The 14132-nt window shown below is 70.9% G+C and carries 15 protein-coding genes; 6 read left to right on the plus strand and 9 right to left on the minus strand.

The genetic code is table 11. The features are described 5' to 3' along the window. Positions 1 to 198: HNH endonuclease (locus ABH927_RS32695; protein ID WP_370028069.1), on the plus strand; the 198-nt coding region annotated here is incomplete at its 5' end. A gap of 19 nt (positions 199 to 217) precedes the next feature. On the opposite strand, the gene ABH927_RS32700 is transcribed toward ABH927_RS32695, so the two are convergent. Together ABH927_RS32700 and ABH927_RS32705 are read right to left on the minus strand one after the other, a co-directional pair. Next, complete coding sequence (locus tag ABH927_RS32700; RefSeq protein WP_370028171.1) at positions 218 to 838, minus strand: response regulator; 621 nt, start codon at positions 836 to 838, stop codon at positions 218 to 220. A 5-nt stretch (positions 839 to 843) separates the two neighbouring features. Beyond that, positions 844 to 1998 (minus strand): GAF domain-containing sensor histidine kinase, encoded by a 1155-nt coding sequence (locus ABH927_RS32705; RefSeq protein WP_370028071.1) that lies wholly within the window; start codon positions 1996 to 1998, stop codon positions 844 to 846. A 107-nt stretch (positions 1999 to 2105) separates the two neighbouring features. Between ABH927_RS32705 and ABH927_RS32710 the strand changes: the two genes are divergently transcribed. The 4 genes from ABH927_RS32710 (at position 2106) to ABH927_RS32725 (ending at position 5007) form a co-directional block, all read left to right on the plus strand. Then, positions 2106 to 2768: an SDR family NAD(P)-dependent oxidoreductase gene (locus ABH927_RS32710; RefSeq protein WP_370028073.1), complete on the plus strand. Its 663-nt coding sequence runs from the start codon at positions 2106 to 2108 to the stop codon at positions 2766 to 2768. After that, positions 2765 to 3730 (plus strand): S-adenosylmethionine:tRNA ribosyltransferase-isomerase, encoded by a 966-nt coding sequence (locus ABH927_RS32715; protein WP_370028075.1) that lies wholly within the window; start codon positions 2765 to 2767, stop codon positions 3728 to 3730. The genes ABH927_RS32710 and ABH927_RS32715 overlap by 4 nt, the downstream gene beginning before the upstream one ends. Before the next feature lie 114 nt (positions 3731 to 3844). Next, on the plus strand, positions 3845 to 4339 hold the full coding sequence (locus ABH927_RS32720) for a hypothetical protein (protein WP_370028077.1): 495 nt from the start codon (positions 3845 to 3847) through the stop codon (positions 4337 to 4339). Between the two features lie 110 nt (positions 4340 to 4449). Then, positions 4450 to 5007, plus strand: a complete 558-nt coding sequence (locus ABH927_RS32725) for a hypothetical protein (protein WP_370028079.1) — start codon at positions 4450 to 4452, stop codon at positions 5005 to 5007. Positions 5008 to 5052: 45 nt separating this feature from the next. Here the strand turns inward: ABH927_RS32725 and ABH927_RS32730 are convergent, their stop codons facing one another. Together ABH927_RS32730 and ABH927_RS32735 are read right to left on the minus strand one after the other, a co-directional pair. Next, positions 5053 to 5961 carry a lysophospholipid acyltransferase family protein gene (locus ABH927_RS32730; RefSeq protein WP_370028081.1) on the minus strand — a complete coding sequence of 303 codons (909 nt, stop codon included), beginning with the start codon at positions 5959 to 5961 and terminating at the stop codon, positions 5053 to 5055. Then, the gene (locus tag ABH927_RS32735) at positions 5958 to 6665 is read right to left on the minus strand and encodes a GNAT family N-acetyltransferase (protein WP_370028083.1); all 708 of its coding nucleotides are present in this window, start codon (positions 6663 to 6665) and stop codon (positions 5958 to 5960) included. Before ABH927_RS32735 ends, ABH927_RS32730 begins: the two co-directional genes overlap by 4 nt. Before the next feature lie 135 nt (positions 6666 to 6800). Between ABH927_RS32735 and serB the strand changes: the two genes are divergently transcribed. Continuing rightward, positions 6801 to 8009, plus strand: coding sequence for a phosphoserine phosphatase SerB (gene serB, locus ABH927_RS32740; protein WP_370028085.1), 1209 nt, complete (start codon positions 6801 to 6803; stop codon positions 8007 to 8009). Here the strand turns inward: serB and ABH927_RS32745 are convergent. The 5 genes from ABH927_RS32745 to ABH927_RS32765 form a co-directional block, all read right to left on the minus strand. Beyond that, entirely contained in the window at positions 8006 to 10045 is a 2040-nt protein-coding gene (locus tag ABH927_RS32745; protein WP_370028086.1) for an FUSC family protein, read from the minus strand. The two genes, serB and ABH927_RS32745, sit on opposite strands and share 4 nt — an antisense overlap. Next, entirely contained in the window at positions 10042 to 10503 is a 462-nt protein-coding gene (locus ABH927_RS32750; RefSeq protein WP_370028088.1) for a histidine phosphatase family protein, read from the minus strand. Before ABH927_RS32750 ends, ABH927_RS32745 begins: the two co-directional genes overlap by 4 nt. 157 nt (positions 10504 to 10660) lie before the next feature. Next, positions 10661 to 12985 carry a sodium-translocating pyrophosphatase gene (locus ABH927_RS32755; RefSeq protein ID WP_370028090.1) on the minus strand — a complete coding sequence of 775 codons (2325 nt, stop codon included), beginning with the start codon at positions 12983 to 12985 and terminating at the stop codon, positions 10661 to 10663. A 340-nt stretch (positions 12986 to 13325) separates the two neighbouring features. Next, positions 13326 to 13748 (minus strand): ATP-binding protein, encoded by a 423-nt coding sequence (locus ABH927_RS32760; RefSeq protein ID WP_370028092.1) that lies wholly within the window; start codon positions 13746 to 13748, stop codon positions 13326 to 13328. A gap of 16 nt (positions 13749 to 13764) precedes the next feature. Beyond that, on the minus strand, positions 13765 to 14115 hold the full coding sequence (locus ABH927_RS32765) for an STAS domain-containing protein (RefSeq protein WP_203881757.1): 351 nt from the start codon (positions 14113 to 14115) through the stop codon (positions 13765 to 13767). Positions 14116 to 14132: the final 17 nt, after the last annotated feature.

A 14132-nucleotide genomic window follows, 5' to 3' on the forward strand; every position in this document is an offset into this window, starting at 1 on the left:
TACAGCTCCGACCTCGACCACACCCGCCCCCACCACCACGGCGGCCCAACCACCGACGCCAACCTCGCCGCACTCCACCGCCGCCACCACAAGATCAAGGCCCTGCCCGGCACCCACGTCACCCAACCCAGACCAGGCACCCTCCTATGGCGCACCCGCACCGGCGACTGCTACCTCGTCACCCCCGACGAGTTCTAGTAGCCCGGGGGGGCGAAGGTCACGCGAGGCCGTGGCGTACGGCGTAGAGGGCGGCCTGGGTTCTGTCCTGCACGCCGAGTTTCATGAGGACGTTGGAGACGTGGGTCTTCACCGTCTTCTCCGCCACGACCAGCTCTCGGGCGATCTCCCGGTTGGAACGGCCGGCCGCGATCAGGCGAAGCACCTCGCGCTCCCGCTCGGTCAGTACGGCTCCCGCCTCGGCCTGGGCATGGGCCGGGCCGGTCAGCATGGCGTCCGCAGCCTCGGGGGCCAGCAGCACCTGGCCGCCGTGGACCGCCCGGATCGCCTGGACCAGCGCGGCCGGGTCCACGTCCTTGTAGAGGAAGCCCGCCGCTCCCGCCCGCATGGCCGGGGCCACATCGGCGCGGTCGCTCATCGAGGTCAGCACGATCACCCGCACGTCCAGGCCGCTGAGCCGGGTGAGCGCGCCCAGCCCGTCGAGCACGGGCATCTTGAGATCGAGCAGCAGCACGTCAGGCGCGAGGGATGCGGCCAGGGCCACCGCCTCGGCGCCATCGGCCGCCTCTCCGACCACGGTCAGGTCCTCCTGGACGTCGAGGAACGTCCGTAGGCCCTGCCGGACGACCGGGTGGTCATCGGCGATCAGCACGCGGATCAGCGTGGTCACGCGGGCACCTCCAGGCGGACCGTCGTCCCGTGGCCGGGACGTGAGGCCACCGCGAGCGACCCTCCGGCCGCCTCGGCACGGTCGCTCATCGACGGGAGCCCCAGCCCATGCACACCGGCCTCGTCGAATCCCGTTCCGTCGTCGCTCACCTCAAGAGTCAATCTCGCCCTCGCGTGCGAGAGCCGTACGCCGATGTGGGTGGGGTCCGCGTGCCGCAGCGCGTTGTGCAGCGCCTCCTGCGCGACCCGGAGCACAGCGACCTCGATCGGCGGAGGCAGAGGGCCGGGCGTGTCCCCCTCGAACGTGAACGCGATCGTCACGGGATGCAGGCGGTCGAGCAGTTGGACGTGCTTGCGCAGGGTCTCGACGAGCCCGTGCCGGTCCAGCTCTGCCGGGCGCAGCTCCACGATCACGGCGCGCAGCTCGGCGAGGGCCTCTCCGGCCAGTCGCTCGACCCGTTCGATCTCCCGGGCCGCGCGTTCCGGGTCCGAGCGCATGAAGGCGGCGGCCGCCTGGGCGGTCAGCCGCAGCGAGAACAGCTTCTGGTTCACGGCGTCGTGGAGGTCGCGGGCCATCCGCGTGCGCTCCTCGATCAGCGTGAGCTCGCGCCCGCGCTCGTACAGCCGGGCGTTGGTGAGCGCGATGGCGGCGTGCGCGGCGAACATCGTGAGCAGCCGCTCGTCGGCCTGGGTGAACCCGCCGGGCGTCCTCTTGTTGGACAGAAAGATGATCCCCAGCACCTCGGAGCCATCGCGGATCGGCACGCCGATGAAGTCCTTGAGCACGGGATGGGCCCTCGGCCACCACTCGAACCGGGGGTCCTTGCGGATGTCGGCCAGCCGTACCGGCGCGCCCTCCCGGAGCATCGCGCCCAGCATGCCGTGCTGCCGCGGGGTCGGCCCGATGGCCTCCCACTCCTCGTCGGAGATGCCTTCGGCGACGAACTCCTCGAACGCGCCCTGATCGTCCGGCACGCCCAGCGCCGCGTAGCGGGCGTCGAGGAGTTGCCGCGCCGACCGCACGATGACCTGGAGCACCTCGCGGACCGACAGGTGCCGGGTGACCGCGAGCACGGCCGAACTGACCGCGTGCAGCACGGCGTCCCGCTCGTGCGGGCTCATGGTCCCCATGGTCTCGGTACGGTCGGACACGCCTCACACACTAAGGTCTCGGCCGGTGGGCTTAGGCCGAAGTGCCCACCTGTGAGCCGGTCCGCGGGCCGATGTCGGGCCGCCGCCAGGTTCCTAGCGTGAAGCCCATGAAACAGGCGCTCATCACCGGAGCCTCCCGAGGGCTGGGACTGGCCCTCGCCAAGGCTCTCGCCGCGGACGGCTGGTCTCTCCTCCTTACGGCCAGGGGCGGGGAGGACCTGTTCTCCGCGGCCTTCGACCTCGACGCCAGGGCGATCGCCGGGGACGTCACCGACCCCGCGCATGTCGCCCGGCTGGCGGAAGCCGTACCGGAGCTTGATCTTCTCGTCAATAACGCGGGCGGCCTCGGGCCGGTCCCGCTGCCCAGCGTGGCCGGCTACCCGCTCGACGGCCTCCGGGAGCTGTTCGAGGTGAACGTGATCGCCCCGCTGGCGCTGGTCCAGGCCACGCTCCCGGCGCTGCGCAAGCGGCAGGGGGCGATCCTTAACGTCTCGTCGGACGCGGCCGTGGAGGCCTACGAGGGGTGGGGCGGGTACGGCTCGACCAAGGCGGCGCTCGACCAGCTCTCCCACGTGCTGGCCGCCGAGGAGCCGGATATCGCGGTCTGGTGGGTGGACCCGGGCGAGATGAACACGGACATGCTGGCCGACGCCGTCGGACGCGACGAGGCGTCCTCCGCGTCGCCGCCCGGCGAGGTGGCCCCCTCCCTGCTCCGTCTGATCGGCAGCCGTCCGGCCAGCGGGCGCTTCACCCGGGGAACGCTCGAATGACCGGCAGGGAAGCGCCCGAGCCGCCGGAGGCCCGCGGCCTGCGCCGCGACGAGGTCCGGCTGCTCGTCGCGCGCCGCGACACCGGTGAGATCACCCATCGCACCTTCGCCGACCTGCCGCGGATCCTGTCCCCCGGCGACCTGCTGGTGGTCAACAACTCGGCGACGATGCCCGCGGCCGTACGGTTGGACCGCCTCGCCGTCCACTTCTCCAGCCGGCTGCCGTCCGGCGAGTGGCTGGTCGAGCTCCGGCGCCGTACGGCTGTCGCGACCGAGCCCTACTCCGGCGGGGCGCCCGGCGAGTGGCTGCCCCTGCCCGGCGGGGCCACGCTGAGGCTGCTCGGCAAGGAGACGCCGCGGTTGTGGCGGGCGTCCCTGGACCGGGACGTGCTGTCCTTCCTGCGCGAGCACGGCGTGCCGATCCGCTATTCGTACGTGAAGCGGGACTGGCCGCTCTCCGACTATCAGACGGTGTTCGGCGTGGTGCCCGGGAGCGCCGAGATGCCGAGCGCCGGCCGGCCGTTCACGCCCGAACTGGTCACGGCCCTGGTCTCGCGCGGGATCTCGGTCGCCCCCATCACCCTCCACACGGGCGTGGCGTCCCCGGAGAAGGACGAGCCGCCCTATCCGGAGCGGTTCTCCGTCTCCCCTCACACGGCCCGCCTGGCGGCCCTCACCCGCGAGAGCGGCGGCCGGGTCATCGCGGTCGGCACGACGGTCGTCCGGGCCTTGGAGACGGCGGCCCTGGGCCGCACCGACGGGTGGACCTCCCACATCGTCACGCCGGCGGAGGGAGTCCGGGCCGTGGACGGGCTCATCACCGGGCTGCACGAGCCGCGGTCCAGCCACCTGCTGATGCTGACCGCGGTCGCGGGGCCGGAGCTGCTCTCCCGCTCCTACGAAGCCGCGCTGCGGGAGGGATATCTGTGGCACGAGTTCGGCGACACTCATCTGATCGTTTAGCGAGCGGTCCCACATCTGTGATCTGACCGCAATGAAACGCTGATTTTCGACGTAAAAGCTGACCGCATGCGAACCCTCATCGTCAGGCTCACGACACTTATCGCGGCCCCGCTAATGGCTGCCGCAGTCCTCGCTCCCAGCCCTGCCGCGGCGTCGCCCGCAGCCGCCCCGTCCGCGACCACGGCGTCGTCGGCCCCCGTCCGGATCCTGGTGAACTACCCGTTCCGGGTGCGTACGGGGCAGGTCGTGTCCTACAAGGTCAGGCTCATCAACAAGCTCCAGACCAAAACGCATCCGATCTTCCTCGCGGCCAAGTTCCCCAAGGGCGTCTCGAAGGTCCGGATCTACGTGCCCAGCGGCTCCCACTACCGCGAGGGGTGCACCCGCGAGCAACTGCGGGCCCTGTGCCTCCTCCCGGGCCTCAGCAAGGGCAAGAGCTACACCTTCTGGGTGAAGGCATGGGTCAGCGGGTCGGCCCGCGGCAAGCTCTACGGCTATTTCGGCGGCGCGGTGACCGACGCCTCCCTGGACACCGACCCCAAGGAGTTGCTCAGCGAGTTCGGCGGCGACATCAGCTGGATCAAGACGCACTCCACAATCGTGCGTTAGGCGGCGCCAGAATAAGATCTTTACGGACAAGGCAAAGAGATGGTAAAAACTTTCTCCGATTAACGGGGGTTTATCCGTTTCCCCCCTCGTCCTCAGGGAGACATGCGCACATGCGTCACCCGATCACCAAGATCGCCAGCCTCGCGCTGGTCGCGCCGCTCGCGGGCGCCACGTTCTTCGCCGCCGCCCCGGCCTCGGCCGCTCCGGCGTCGGTGAAGACCGCGGCCACCAAGGCGGACGACCCGTACTCCGTGTTCAAGGTCAAGGTCAGCGTCCCCAAGGTCGCGAAGGTCAACCGGAAGCTGACCTACAAGATCGACGTGACCAACACGGGCCCGTTCGACGCCAACTACTACTGGCTGGGCGGCACGCTGCCCAAGGGCGTCAAGAAGCTGTGGTTCTCCGGCCCCAAGGGCACGGAGTGCGACTACGCCGGCCGCACGATCGTCTGCTGGACGCCGTACGTCCTCGAGGTCGACGACTCCGACTACCTCGACATCACCGTGCAGTTCAAGAAGGGCTACACGGGCAAGGCCACGGCCAAGCTCGGCGCGATCGTGTTCGACGTGCCGACCGGCGCCGAGGACCTCGACCGCCGCGCGCTCAAGGAACTGGGCTACAAGAGCTGGTTCTACAGCCGGACGGTCACGACCAAGATCGTGAAGTAAGGCAGGGAAACGCCCGCCTGGACCTCCAGGCGGGCGTTTTCGCTTTCAGGCGGCCGCCACGGTCTCCGTCTCCCGGTGCGGCTCGACGACTCCGGCGCGGACCTGCGCCTCGGCGACCCTGGCGAGCGTCCTGCGGGCCTCGTGCGGCCGCCCCGAGTGAATATCGCGGCGCCTGAGCCGTACACCGGGGAAGAAGGTCACCTCGGCCCTCAGATCCCTGATCGCGGTGACCCGCAGGATCGACGCGAGGAGCGTGTCCTCCCCGACATAACCCGGCGCGGTCGACAGCCCCTCGCCCTCCAGGAACCGCAGCGCCATCGGCTGTACGGGCACACCCGCGTCGATGGCCGCCTGGAACACCGCCGGGCGGAAGGGGCCCATCTCCCGCCCGCACCACGTGGTGCCCTCGGGGAAGGCCACCACGGTGTCCCCCGCGCGCAGGGCCTCGGCGACGGCCTCGACCGCCTCCGGAAGGGCCGACAGCCGGTCCCTGTCGATGAACAGCGCCCCGCCGCCCGTCGCGAGCGTGCGGATCAGCGGCCACTCACCGACCTCCCTCTTGGCCAGGAGGCGACCCGGGGTGGTGGCGGCGACCACGAGCGGGTCGAGCCACGAGACGTGGTTGCCGACGAGGAGCGTCCCGCCGTCCGGTACGGCATGGGCCTCCACGGCCCCGCCGACCGAGCCGCCCATGAACGCGAACCCCCGCCGGGTCTCGATCCGGATGCCCAGCGCCCTGACGAGCAGCCGCGACCAGATCATGGTGACCCGCGCGCGCCGTGCCGTACTGACCCAGCGGGCGCCGAGGGCGAGCGGGACGCCCGCGAAGATCACCGAGATCGCGCCCAGGAGCCGCGCCGCGCGGCGGACGGGGCCCGCGAGGACGGCGGGCTCGTCCACGCACGCGCCGGGCGTGCACGGGGAGACGGGGAGCCAGGGAGACGTGGCGTTCACAGCGTGTCTCCCAGGAAGTACCGCAGGTAGCGCATGTCCACATTGGCCATGGAGAGAAGGACGAAGAAGTCGGCGGTGCCGAAGTCGGGGTCGTGCGCGGGGGCGCCGCAGATCCAGGAGCCGAGGCGCATGTAGCCGCGCAGCAGGGGCGGGAGCACGAACCGCTCGGGCGGGGCCGCTCCGGCGGCCCGCCACGGGTTCCGGGGGGTGACGCGGTAGTCCTCGGGGCCGAGCGGCACCCGGTCGACCACCCCGGCGGCGACGGCGCCGCCGTCGTCCAGCGGGACCGAGCAGCACCCGGCCAGCCAGCCGTACCCGCCGTTCACCATGTACTGCGCTATGCCCGCCCACATGAGGCCGACGACCGCCCCGCCCCGGTGGTCGGGGTGCACGCAGGTGCGGCCCACCTCAACCAGGTCGCGCCGGATTCCCGCGAGCCCGCGGAGCTCGAACTCGGTGTCCGAGTACAGCCGGTCGGTCCGTCCGGGCGGCAGCAGCCGGTAGGTTCCCACGACCGTGCCGCCCTCCCGGATCAGGAGGTGGTCGCAGTACGCGTCGAACCGGTCGGCGTCGAGCCCGCTCACCGGGGAGTCGAGCCGGGCGCCCATCTCCTCGGCGAACACCTGATATCGCAGTCGCTGGGCGGCTTGGACATCGGCAGCGCTCTCGGCCAGCCCGATCGTGTATTGCGCGGTGATCGTCATAGTGCGCGTCCTTCCTTCCGCACGGGGCCGCTCCACCATGACGACATGCGGAAATGGCCGAAACCTGGCAGTGAGACGTCCGCATGGTGAACCTCATGCACAGTTGGGACGAGGCGCCCAGTAACCTCAAACAACGTGAACCAGCGCACGCTCCTGATCACGCTGACCGGTCCCGATCGTCCAGGTGTCACTTCGCGGCTCTTCACCGTGCTCGCCAGGTTTCCCGTGACGGTCGCCGACGTGGAGCAGGTCGTCATCCGCGGCCGGCTCACGCTCGGCGTGCTGGTCGCCTACGCGGGCGGACAGCCCACCGGCACCGGCAGCACCATCGGCGGCCTGTGGACGGCCGTCGAGCAGGCGGCCGCCGACCTCGACATGGATCTAGAGATCGCGACCGGCACGACGTCGCAGGAGAAGCGGCGCCGCGGCCGGCTGCACGTCACCGTGCTGGGCGCGCCGCTGCTGCCCGCCGCGATGGCCGGCATCGCGGGCCGGATCGCGGCGAGCGGCGGCAACATCGACCGCATAGAGCGGCTGTCGAGCTACCCGGTGACCTGCATCGAGATGGGGGTCTCCGGCGCCGATCCGCAGGCGATGCGGGTGGAGCTCGCCGCCGAGGCCGCCCTGCAGCAGGTCGACGTCGCCGTCCAGCGCAGCGGCCTGCACCGCCGCGCCAAGCGGCTCATCGTCATGGACGTCGACTCGACGCTGATCCAGGACGAGGTCATCGAGTTGCTCGCCCGGCACGCTGGCTGCCTCGACGAGGTCGCCCGGGTGACCGAGCAGGCCATGCGCGGCGAGCTCGACTTCGCCGAGTCGCTGCACAAGCGCGTGGCGCTGCTCGAAGGCCTCTCCGAGGAGGTCTTCGAGAGAGTCGTCAAGGAGGTCGTCCTCACGCCGGGCGCGCGGACGCTCGTGCGGACGCTCAAGCGGCTCGACTACCGCTTCGCGATCGTGAGCGGGGGTTTCACCCAGATCACCGACGCCCTCGTCCAGGATCTCGGCATCGACTACTCCGCCGCCAACACGCTGGAGGTCGTCGACGGCAGGCTCACCGGCCGGGTGGTCGGCGAGATCGTGGACCGGCCGGGCAAGGCGCGGGCGCTGGAGCGGTTCGCGGCCGAGTCCGGCATCCCCCTCAGCCAGACCGTGGCGATCGGCGACGGCGCCAACGACCTCGACATGCTCGCCGCCGCCGGGCTGGGCATCGCGTTCAACGCCAAGCCGGTCGTACGGCAGGCCGCCGACACGGCCCTCAACGTGCCCTACCTGGACTCGATCCTCTACCTGCTCGGAATTTCCCGCGAGGAGGTCGAGGCCGCCGACGCCGAGGACGGCGTCTAGGCGGTAGCCGCCTCGCAGAGGCGGGCCGCGTCGTCGCGAAGGGAGCGCAGCACCTGGTCGGCGGCGGTGGTGCGGAGCAGGGCCCGCCGCACCTCGGTCCGCGTGTCCCCCGGATCCTCGTCGAGCTCCGCGAGACGCCGCTCGGCCAGGGCCCCGAGCGACGCGGACACGTCGGCCAGCCTCTCGTCCACGTCTCCCGTGAACTCGTGCGGCTCCCCCGCCTGTACGGCTTCCGCCGCCGCCTCCAGCCGGTCCGCGACCATGTCGAGGACCTCGGGGACGGGGCCGCCCTCACCCGGCTCCTCGTGAAGGACGGAGGTGAGCGTCATGAGGTCGTCGCGCACCCGCTGCGCCGCCTCGACCGCCTCCTCGACGGCGCGGGGAGCGCTCCCGCCCGGCTCGTGCGCGATGTAGCCCAGTGAGCCGGTGACGACATCGGCCGCCAGCGCCGCCTTCCCGATCTGCTCGGCCCCCTTCTCCGCGGCGGCCTTCCCGCGGCTGATCTGCCCGAGCGTCCGCGTCGCCGCGGCGTGGGCGGCGAGCATCCGGGCCACCCGGTCGGCCAGCCTGACGGTCTCGCCGCGTGGCCACAACAAACGCGTGCAGGCGATGGCGATGAGCCCGCCGAGGATGGTCAGCACCGCCCGCGACTCGGCCACCCTGGCGGTCTGCGGCACCTGGAAGTCGAGGAGCAGCAGGACGCACATCGTCATGAACGTCGCCCAGTAGGCGTGGTGGACCGACGACAGCCCGAACGCCAACGCGGCGGCGAGGCCGATCAGCGGCACGAGCACCCAGTGGCCGGGCGCGAAAGTGAGGATCCCCGCCGTGATGATCGCGCCGACCGTGCTGCCGCCGACGCGGGCCCACACCCTGGCCCGCGTCTCCCCATAGGTCGGCTGCAGGGTCACCAGCACCGCGATCACCAGCCAGTGCGGAAATGCCGGCCGGTAGAACACGATGATCAGCGAGGCGAAAGCCGTACCGAGGAAGACTCGCAGCGCGTGCCTGACCTGGGGATCGTCGAACGACAGCCGGGGCCGCGCGGGCAGGGTCGGCAGGGCGAGGCCGGGCACGCACATCTCGCGGGCGGCGTCCCACGCCCCGGACAGGGCCTCCCTGATGCGGTCGGCGGAGTGGCCGATCTGCCGCAGGAGGACCACGACGAGCAACTCCCGCTCCCCGTGCGGGCGTTCGGCGCGGAAGTCGTCGACCCGGGCCGTGAAGTCGACGCCCGGCACGGGAGGGCGGTTCGCCATGAAGGACCGCAGCGCGTGGGCGATGGAGCCGGCCAGCTCCTGGAGGCCGACCTTCTCTCCCGCGTCCGGCGCCTGACGGCGGAGCGCCGTGCACAGGCCGCGCAGCGCGACGATCTCGTAGAACACCCGCCGGAGCGCCGCGGCGGCCTTCTCTGCCGCCCGGGAGCGCTGCTGCCAGCTGCTGATCCGGGTCGTCCGGGCCTCCCTGAGAGCGGCGGCGGCCTTTCGGCGGAGCTCGTCCCACTGCTGGGGCTCGGCGCCGGGAGCCGCCTCGGCCAGCGCCGCCAGCGCGTGGGCCGCCTCCTCCAGCGTGGTGGCCGGCGGGCGGGTCCGCCGCCACGGCCACGGCACCGTCAGCATCACGGCGGACAGCAGCCCCCCGAGCAGCTGCAGGCCCGTGTGCGGGACGGGATCGATGGGCAACGGGTTGGAGGCCGTCAGCAGCAGGGTGAGCGCGGGCGTGATGCCGATGGGCCGCACGAAGACACCGAACCCGCCCACCATCGAGGCGACCAGCACCATGAGCCAGCTATGGCCCGAGAGCAGGACCCCGAGGGAGGTGCCCACGCCGACCGAGACGACCACGCCGAGCAGGTACGGCGTGCTCACCCCGGACGGATCCGTGATGGCCCGTGCGGCCACCAGCCAGGCGCCGAGGCCGACTATCGCGCCGCCCGCCGGATGGCCGGTGACGACGCCGACGACGAGCGGAATCACGAGGCACGCGGCACCCGCCAGGCCGAAGCCCAGCCCGAGACGGGTATCGCCGAGCCTCATGGAAAGTGAGTGCTGACCAGACGCCCCTCTCCCGGAGCGGCCTCCGGCCAGGGGCCCGGAAGCTCGATCACGGCGAACGCCCCGGGCGGGAAGTGATCGCCCGCCGTTCCGGTGAGGGTGAGCACGAGCTGGTGGACGCCCGGATTGTGCCCCACGAGCACGACCGTCTCCACGTCCGAGTCGGTACGGCGGAGCAGGTCGAGCAGCTCCTCCGGGTAGGCCTCGTAGATGTCGCGCTCGAACTCGATGGGCGCGTCCAGGCCGAGCAGCTCAGCGGTCTGGCGGGTGCGGACCGACGGCGAGGCGAGGATGAGGCCGGGGGCGAACCTGCCGATGAGGTCTCCGGCTTCGCGGGCGTTGCGCTCGCCGCGGGCGGTGAGGGGGCGGTCCCAGTCGGCCAGGCCCCCGTCGTGCGCGGCCTTGGCGTGTCTCAGCACGATCACCGTGAGGCCGCTCATCCGGCCGCCCATACCGCCAGGCCGATGATCACGGCGAACATGGCGACCATGGCCAGCAGGATCAGCGCCAGGGTCCTGCCACCGGTCGGCTTGTCCATAACTGGAAAGTTTAAGGGCCCCCCACCCCCGGTGGGTGGAGGGCCCAGGGCTGAACGGATCAGCGGCCGACGGGCTCCGAGGTCCGCTCCTCCTGAGTGTCGCCCGCCGCCGGGGCGATGCTCGTCGACCGGCGCTTGGAGACGACGACCGCGCCCACGACGACGGCCACGGCGACGACCGTGGCGCCGATGCGGACCGCCGGGTTGCCGGCGTACGTGACGACCGCGGGGGCGATCAGCAGCGCGACCAGGTTCATCACCTTGATCAGCGGGTTGATCGCCGGGCCCGCGGTGTCCTTGAACGGGTCGCCGACGGTGTCGCCGATGATCGTGGCCTCGTGGGCCGGAGAACCCTTGCCGCCGTGGTGGCCGTCCTCGACCAGCTTCTTGGCGTTGTCCCACGCGCCACCGGAGTTGGCCAGGAACACCGCCATCAGCGTGCCGCAGGCGATCGCCCCGGCCAGGTAGGCGCCGAGCGGCGCATACCCGAGGGCGAACCCGACCGCGATCGGCGTGAGGACGGCCAGCAGGCCCGGGGTGGCCAGCTCCCGCAGCGAGTCACGGGTGCAGATGTCCACCACGCGGCCGTAGTCGGGCAGCTCCGTGCCGTCCATGATCCCCGGCTTGGTCCGGAACTGTTCGCGCACCTCGTAGACGACCCGCCCTGCCGCTCGGCCGACCGCGCTGATGGCCAGGCCGGAGAACAGGAACACCACAGCCGCGCCGATGATCAGCCCGACGAGGACGTTCGGCGAGTCGACGGACAGGCTGAAGTTCGCGAACGATCCCAGCGCGTCCTTGACGCCCTGGGACGCCTTGCCCAGCTCGCTCTCGACCGCCGTGCGGAAAGAGCCGAACAGCGCGGTCGCGGCCAGTACGGCTGTCGCGATCGCGATGCCCTTGGTGATGGCCTTGGTGGTGTTGCCCACGGCGTCCAGGGAGGTGAGCACGCGGGCGCCCTCCCCCTCGACGTCGCCGGACATCTCGGCGATGCCCTGGGCGTTGTCCGAGACCGGCCCGAAGGTGTCCATGGAGACGATCACGCCGACGGTGGTCAGCAGGCCGGTGCCGGCCAGGGCGACGGCGAACAGCGCCACCGTCACGTTGCCGAAGCCGAGCAGGAACGCGCCGTAGACCGCGCCGCCGATCAGCAGCGCCGAGTAGACCGCGGACTCCAGACCGACCGAGATGCCGGACAGGATGACGGTCGCCGGGCCGGTGAGCGAGCTCTCGCCGATGTCCCTCACGGGGCGGCGGTTGGTCTCGGTGAAGTAGCCGGTGAGGATCTGGATCGCGCTGGCCAGAACGAGGCCGATCAGCACGGCGCCGATCGCGATCAGGCGCGGGTCGGAGCTGAGCGCCTTGATCTCCGTGCTCGCCCCGGAGAGCTGGGCGAAGCTCGACGGCAGGTAGGCGAAGGCCGCGCCCGCGACCAGCACGGCGGAGATGCCCGCCGAGATGAAGAAGCCGCGGTTGATGGCCGACATGCCCGACCGGTCGCCGCCACGCGGGGCGGTGGCGAAGATGCCGATGATCGCGGTGATGACGCCGATCATGGGGACGATCAGCGGGAACACCAGGCCCTCGGTGCCGAAGGCGGCCTTCCCGAGGATCAGGCTGGCGACCAGCATGACGGCGTACGACTCGAACAGGTCGGCCGCCATTCCGGCGCAGTCGCCGACGTTGTCGCCGACGTTGTCCGCGATGGTGGCCGCGTTGCGCGGGTCGTCCTCGGGGATCCCCTGCTCGACCTTGCCGACCAGGTCGGCGCCGACGTCGGCGGCCTTGGTGAAGATGCCGCCGCCGACACGCATGAACATCGCGAGCAACGCGGCGCCGAAGCCGAAGCCCTCCAGCACGTTCGGCGCGTCGCCCTTGTAGACGATCACGACGATGGCGGCCCCGAGCAGGCCGAGGCCGACGGTGAACATGCCGGCCACACCACCGGTGCGGAACGCGATGCGCATCGCGACCTTCTCACCGGACTCGCGGGCGGCCGCCGCCACGCGGACGTTTCCGCGGACGGCGAGCCACATGCCGATGAACCCGGTCAGCGCCGAGAACACCGCGCCGACCACGAAGAAGACCGATCGGCCCACCGCCACGCTGGTCGAGTCCGACGGCAGCAGGAGCAGTAGGAAGGGAATGATGACGACAAATACGGCAAGCGTCCGGAATTGCCGCGTTAGATATGCGGCGGCGCCTTCCTGTACGGCTCGCGCGATGTTCTGCATGCGCTCGGTGCCCTGGCCAGCGGCGAGCACCTCACGGACAAGGCCGCCTGCGACGGCGAGAGCCAGCAGGGCGACGGCCGCTACGACTATGACAAGTGTGAGATGAGAACCGCTAAGAGCTACCGCTGCGCCTTCTTGTGGGGCAGACATCCGTCCTCCTCGGCCAGACGGGGTTGGTCCTGCCCGGAGGGCGCTGCTGACGACGTCTCTACCTTGGCCTAGCGGCGCACTTCCGGGTGATTGGCAGTGCCGCTTCCGGTTGCATCCGCAATACCTTGGCCGGTGCGGGGGAGTCTACGCAGCGACGCGGCGGATATGAAAGGCCCTTCGGGCCGCTAATTAGGGCGTCGTCCAGTAATGGACCAATATTTGCCCGGCTTTGTTGGTGGTTTGACCAGGCGAGTCAGGAGAGGCCGTCGACCTTACGGCGGGGCCGAAACCCAGGTTTTGGATCGAGTGCCACTCACGGGGGGCGGCACCCGATCTCCGTTCAGACCGCGCTGGGGAGCGCGGGCCAGCTCATCCTGATCCGCATGCCCTTGGGCCCGGGGTAGACCTCGACGTCATCCGCGAGGCCCGCGATGACCGCGATCCCGAGACCGCCCAAGTCGTCGGGCATGAAGTTGCCGTTCGCCTCCATCACGTGAGGCTTCAGGTCCTCGCTCGGGGCGGCGTCCGTGACGGTCACCTCGAAACGGCCCGCGTCATCACGTAACTCGATGCGAACCGGCTCTCCCGGGCAGTGGAGGCGGTGCGCCTCCACAGCCCGTGAGCACGCCTCCCCGACGGCGAGCCGCACCTCGTCCAGGAGCGCCTCCGCCACACCGGTGCGCCGGGCGATGGCCGTCGCGACCAGCCGTGCCGTACGCACGTGTGCCGGCAGGGCGCTGAACGTCAGCTCGACGGTGGCCATGTTGGCTCCTCGGCCGTCACTTGTCCCGGCCGTGGGCTTCCTTGGCCTCTTCCACGGAGGCGTAGATCCCGAACACCTTCGTGAGACCGGTGATCCGGAAGATCTTGAGAATGCGCTCCTGCGTGCAGACGAGCTCCAGCGACCCGTCGTGCGCCCGGACCCGCTTGAGCCCGCCGACCAGCACGCCAAGGCCGGTCGAGTCGAGGAAGTCCACCTTCTCCATGTTGACGAGGAGGTGGAAGTTGCCCTTGTTGACCAGGTCGATCAGCAGCTCACGCAGTCTGGGCGCGGTGTAGACGTCGATCTCACCCTCAACATCCACGATGGTGAGACTGTCCTCGGAATGGTGGTCCAACTTCAGATCCACAGATCCTCCAGCGCCTT

The organism is Planotetraspora sp. GP83 (genome assembly GCF_041262585.1).
Classification (GTDB): domain Bacteria; phylum Actinomycetota; class Actinomycetes; order Streptosporangiales; family Streptosporangiaceae; genus JAOEGB01.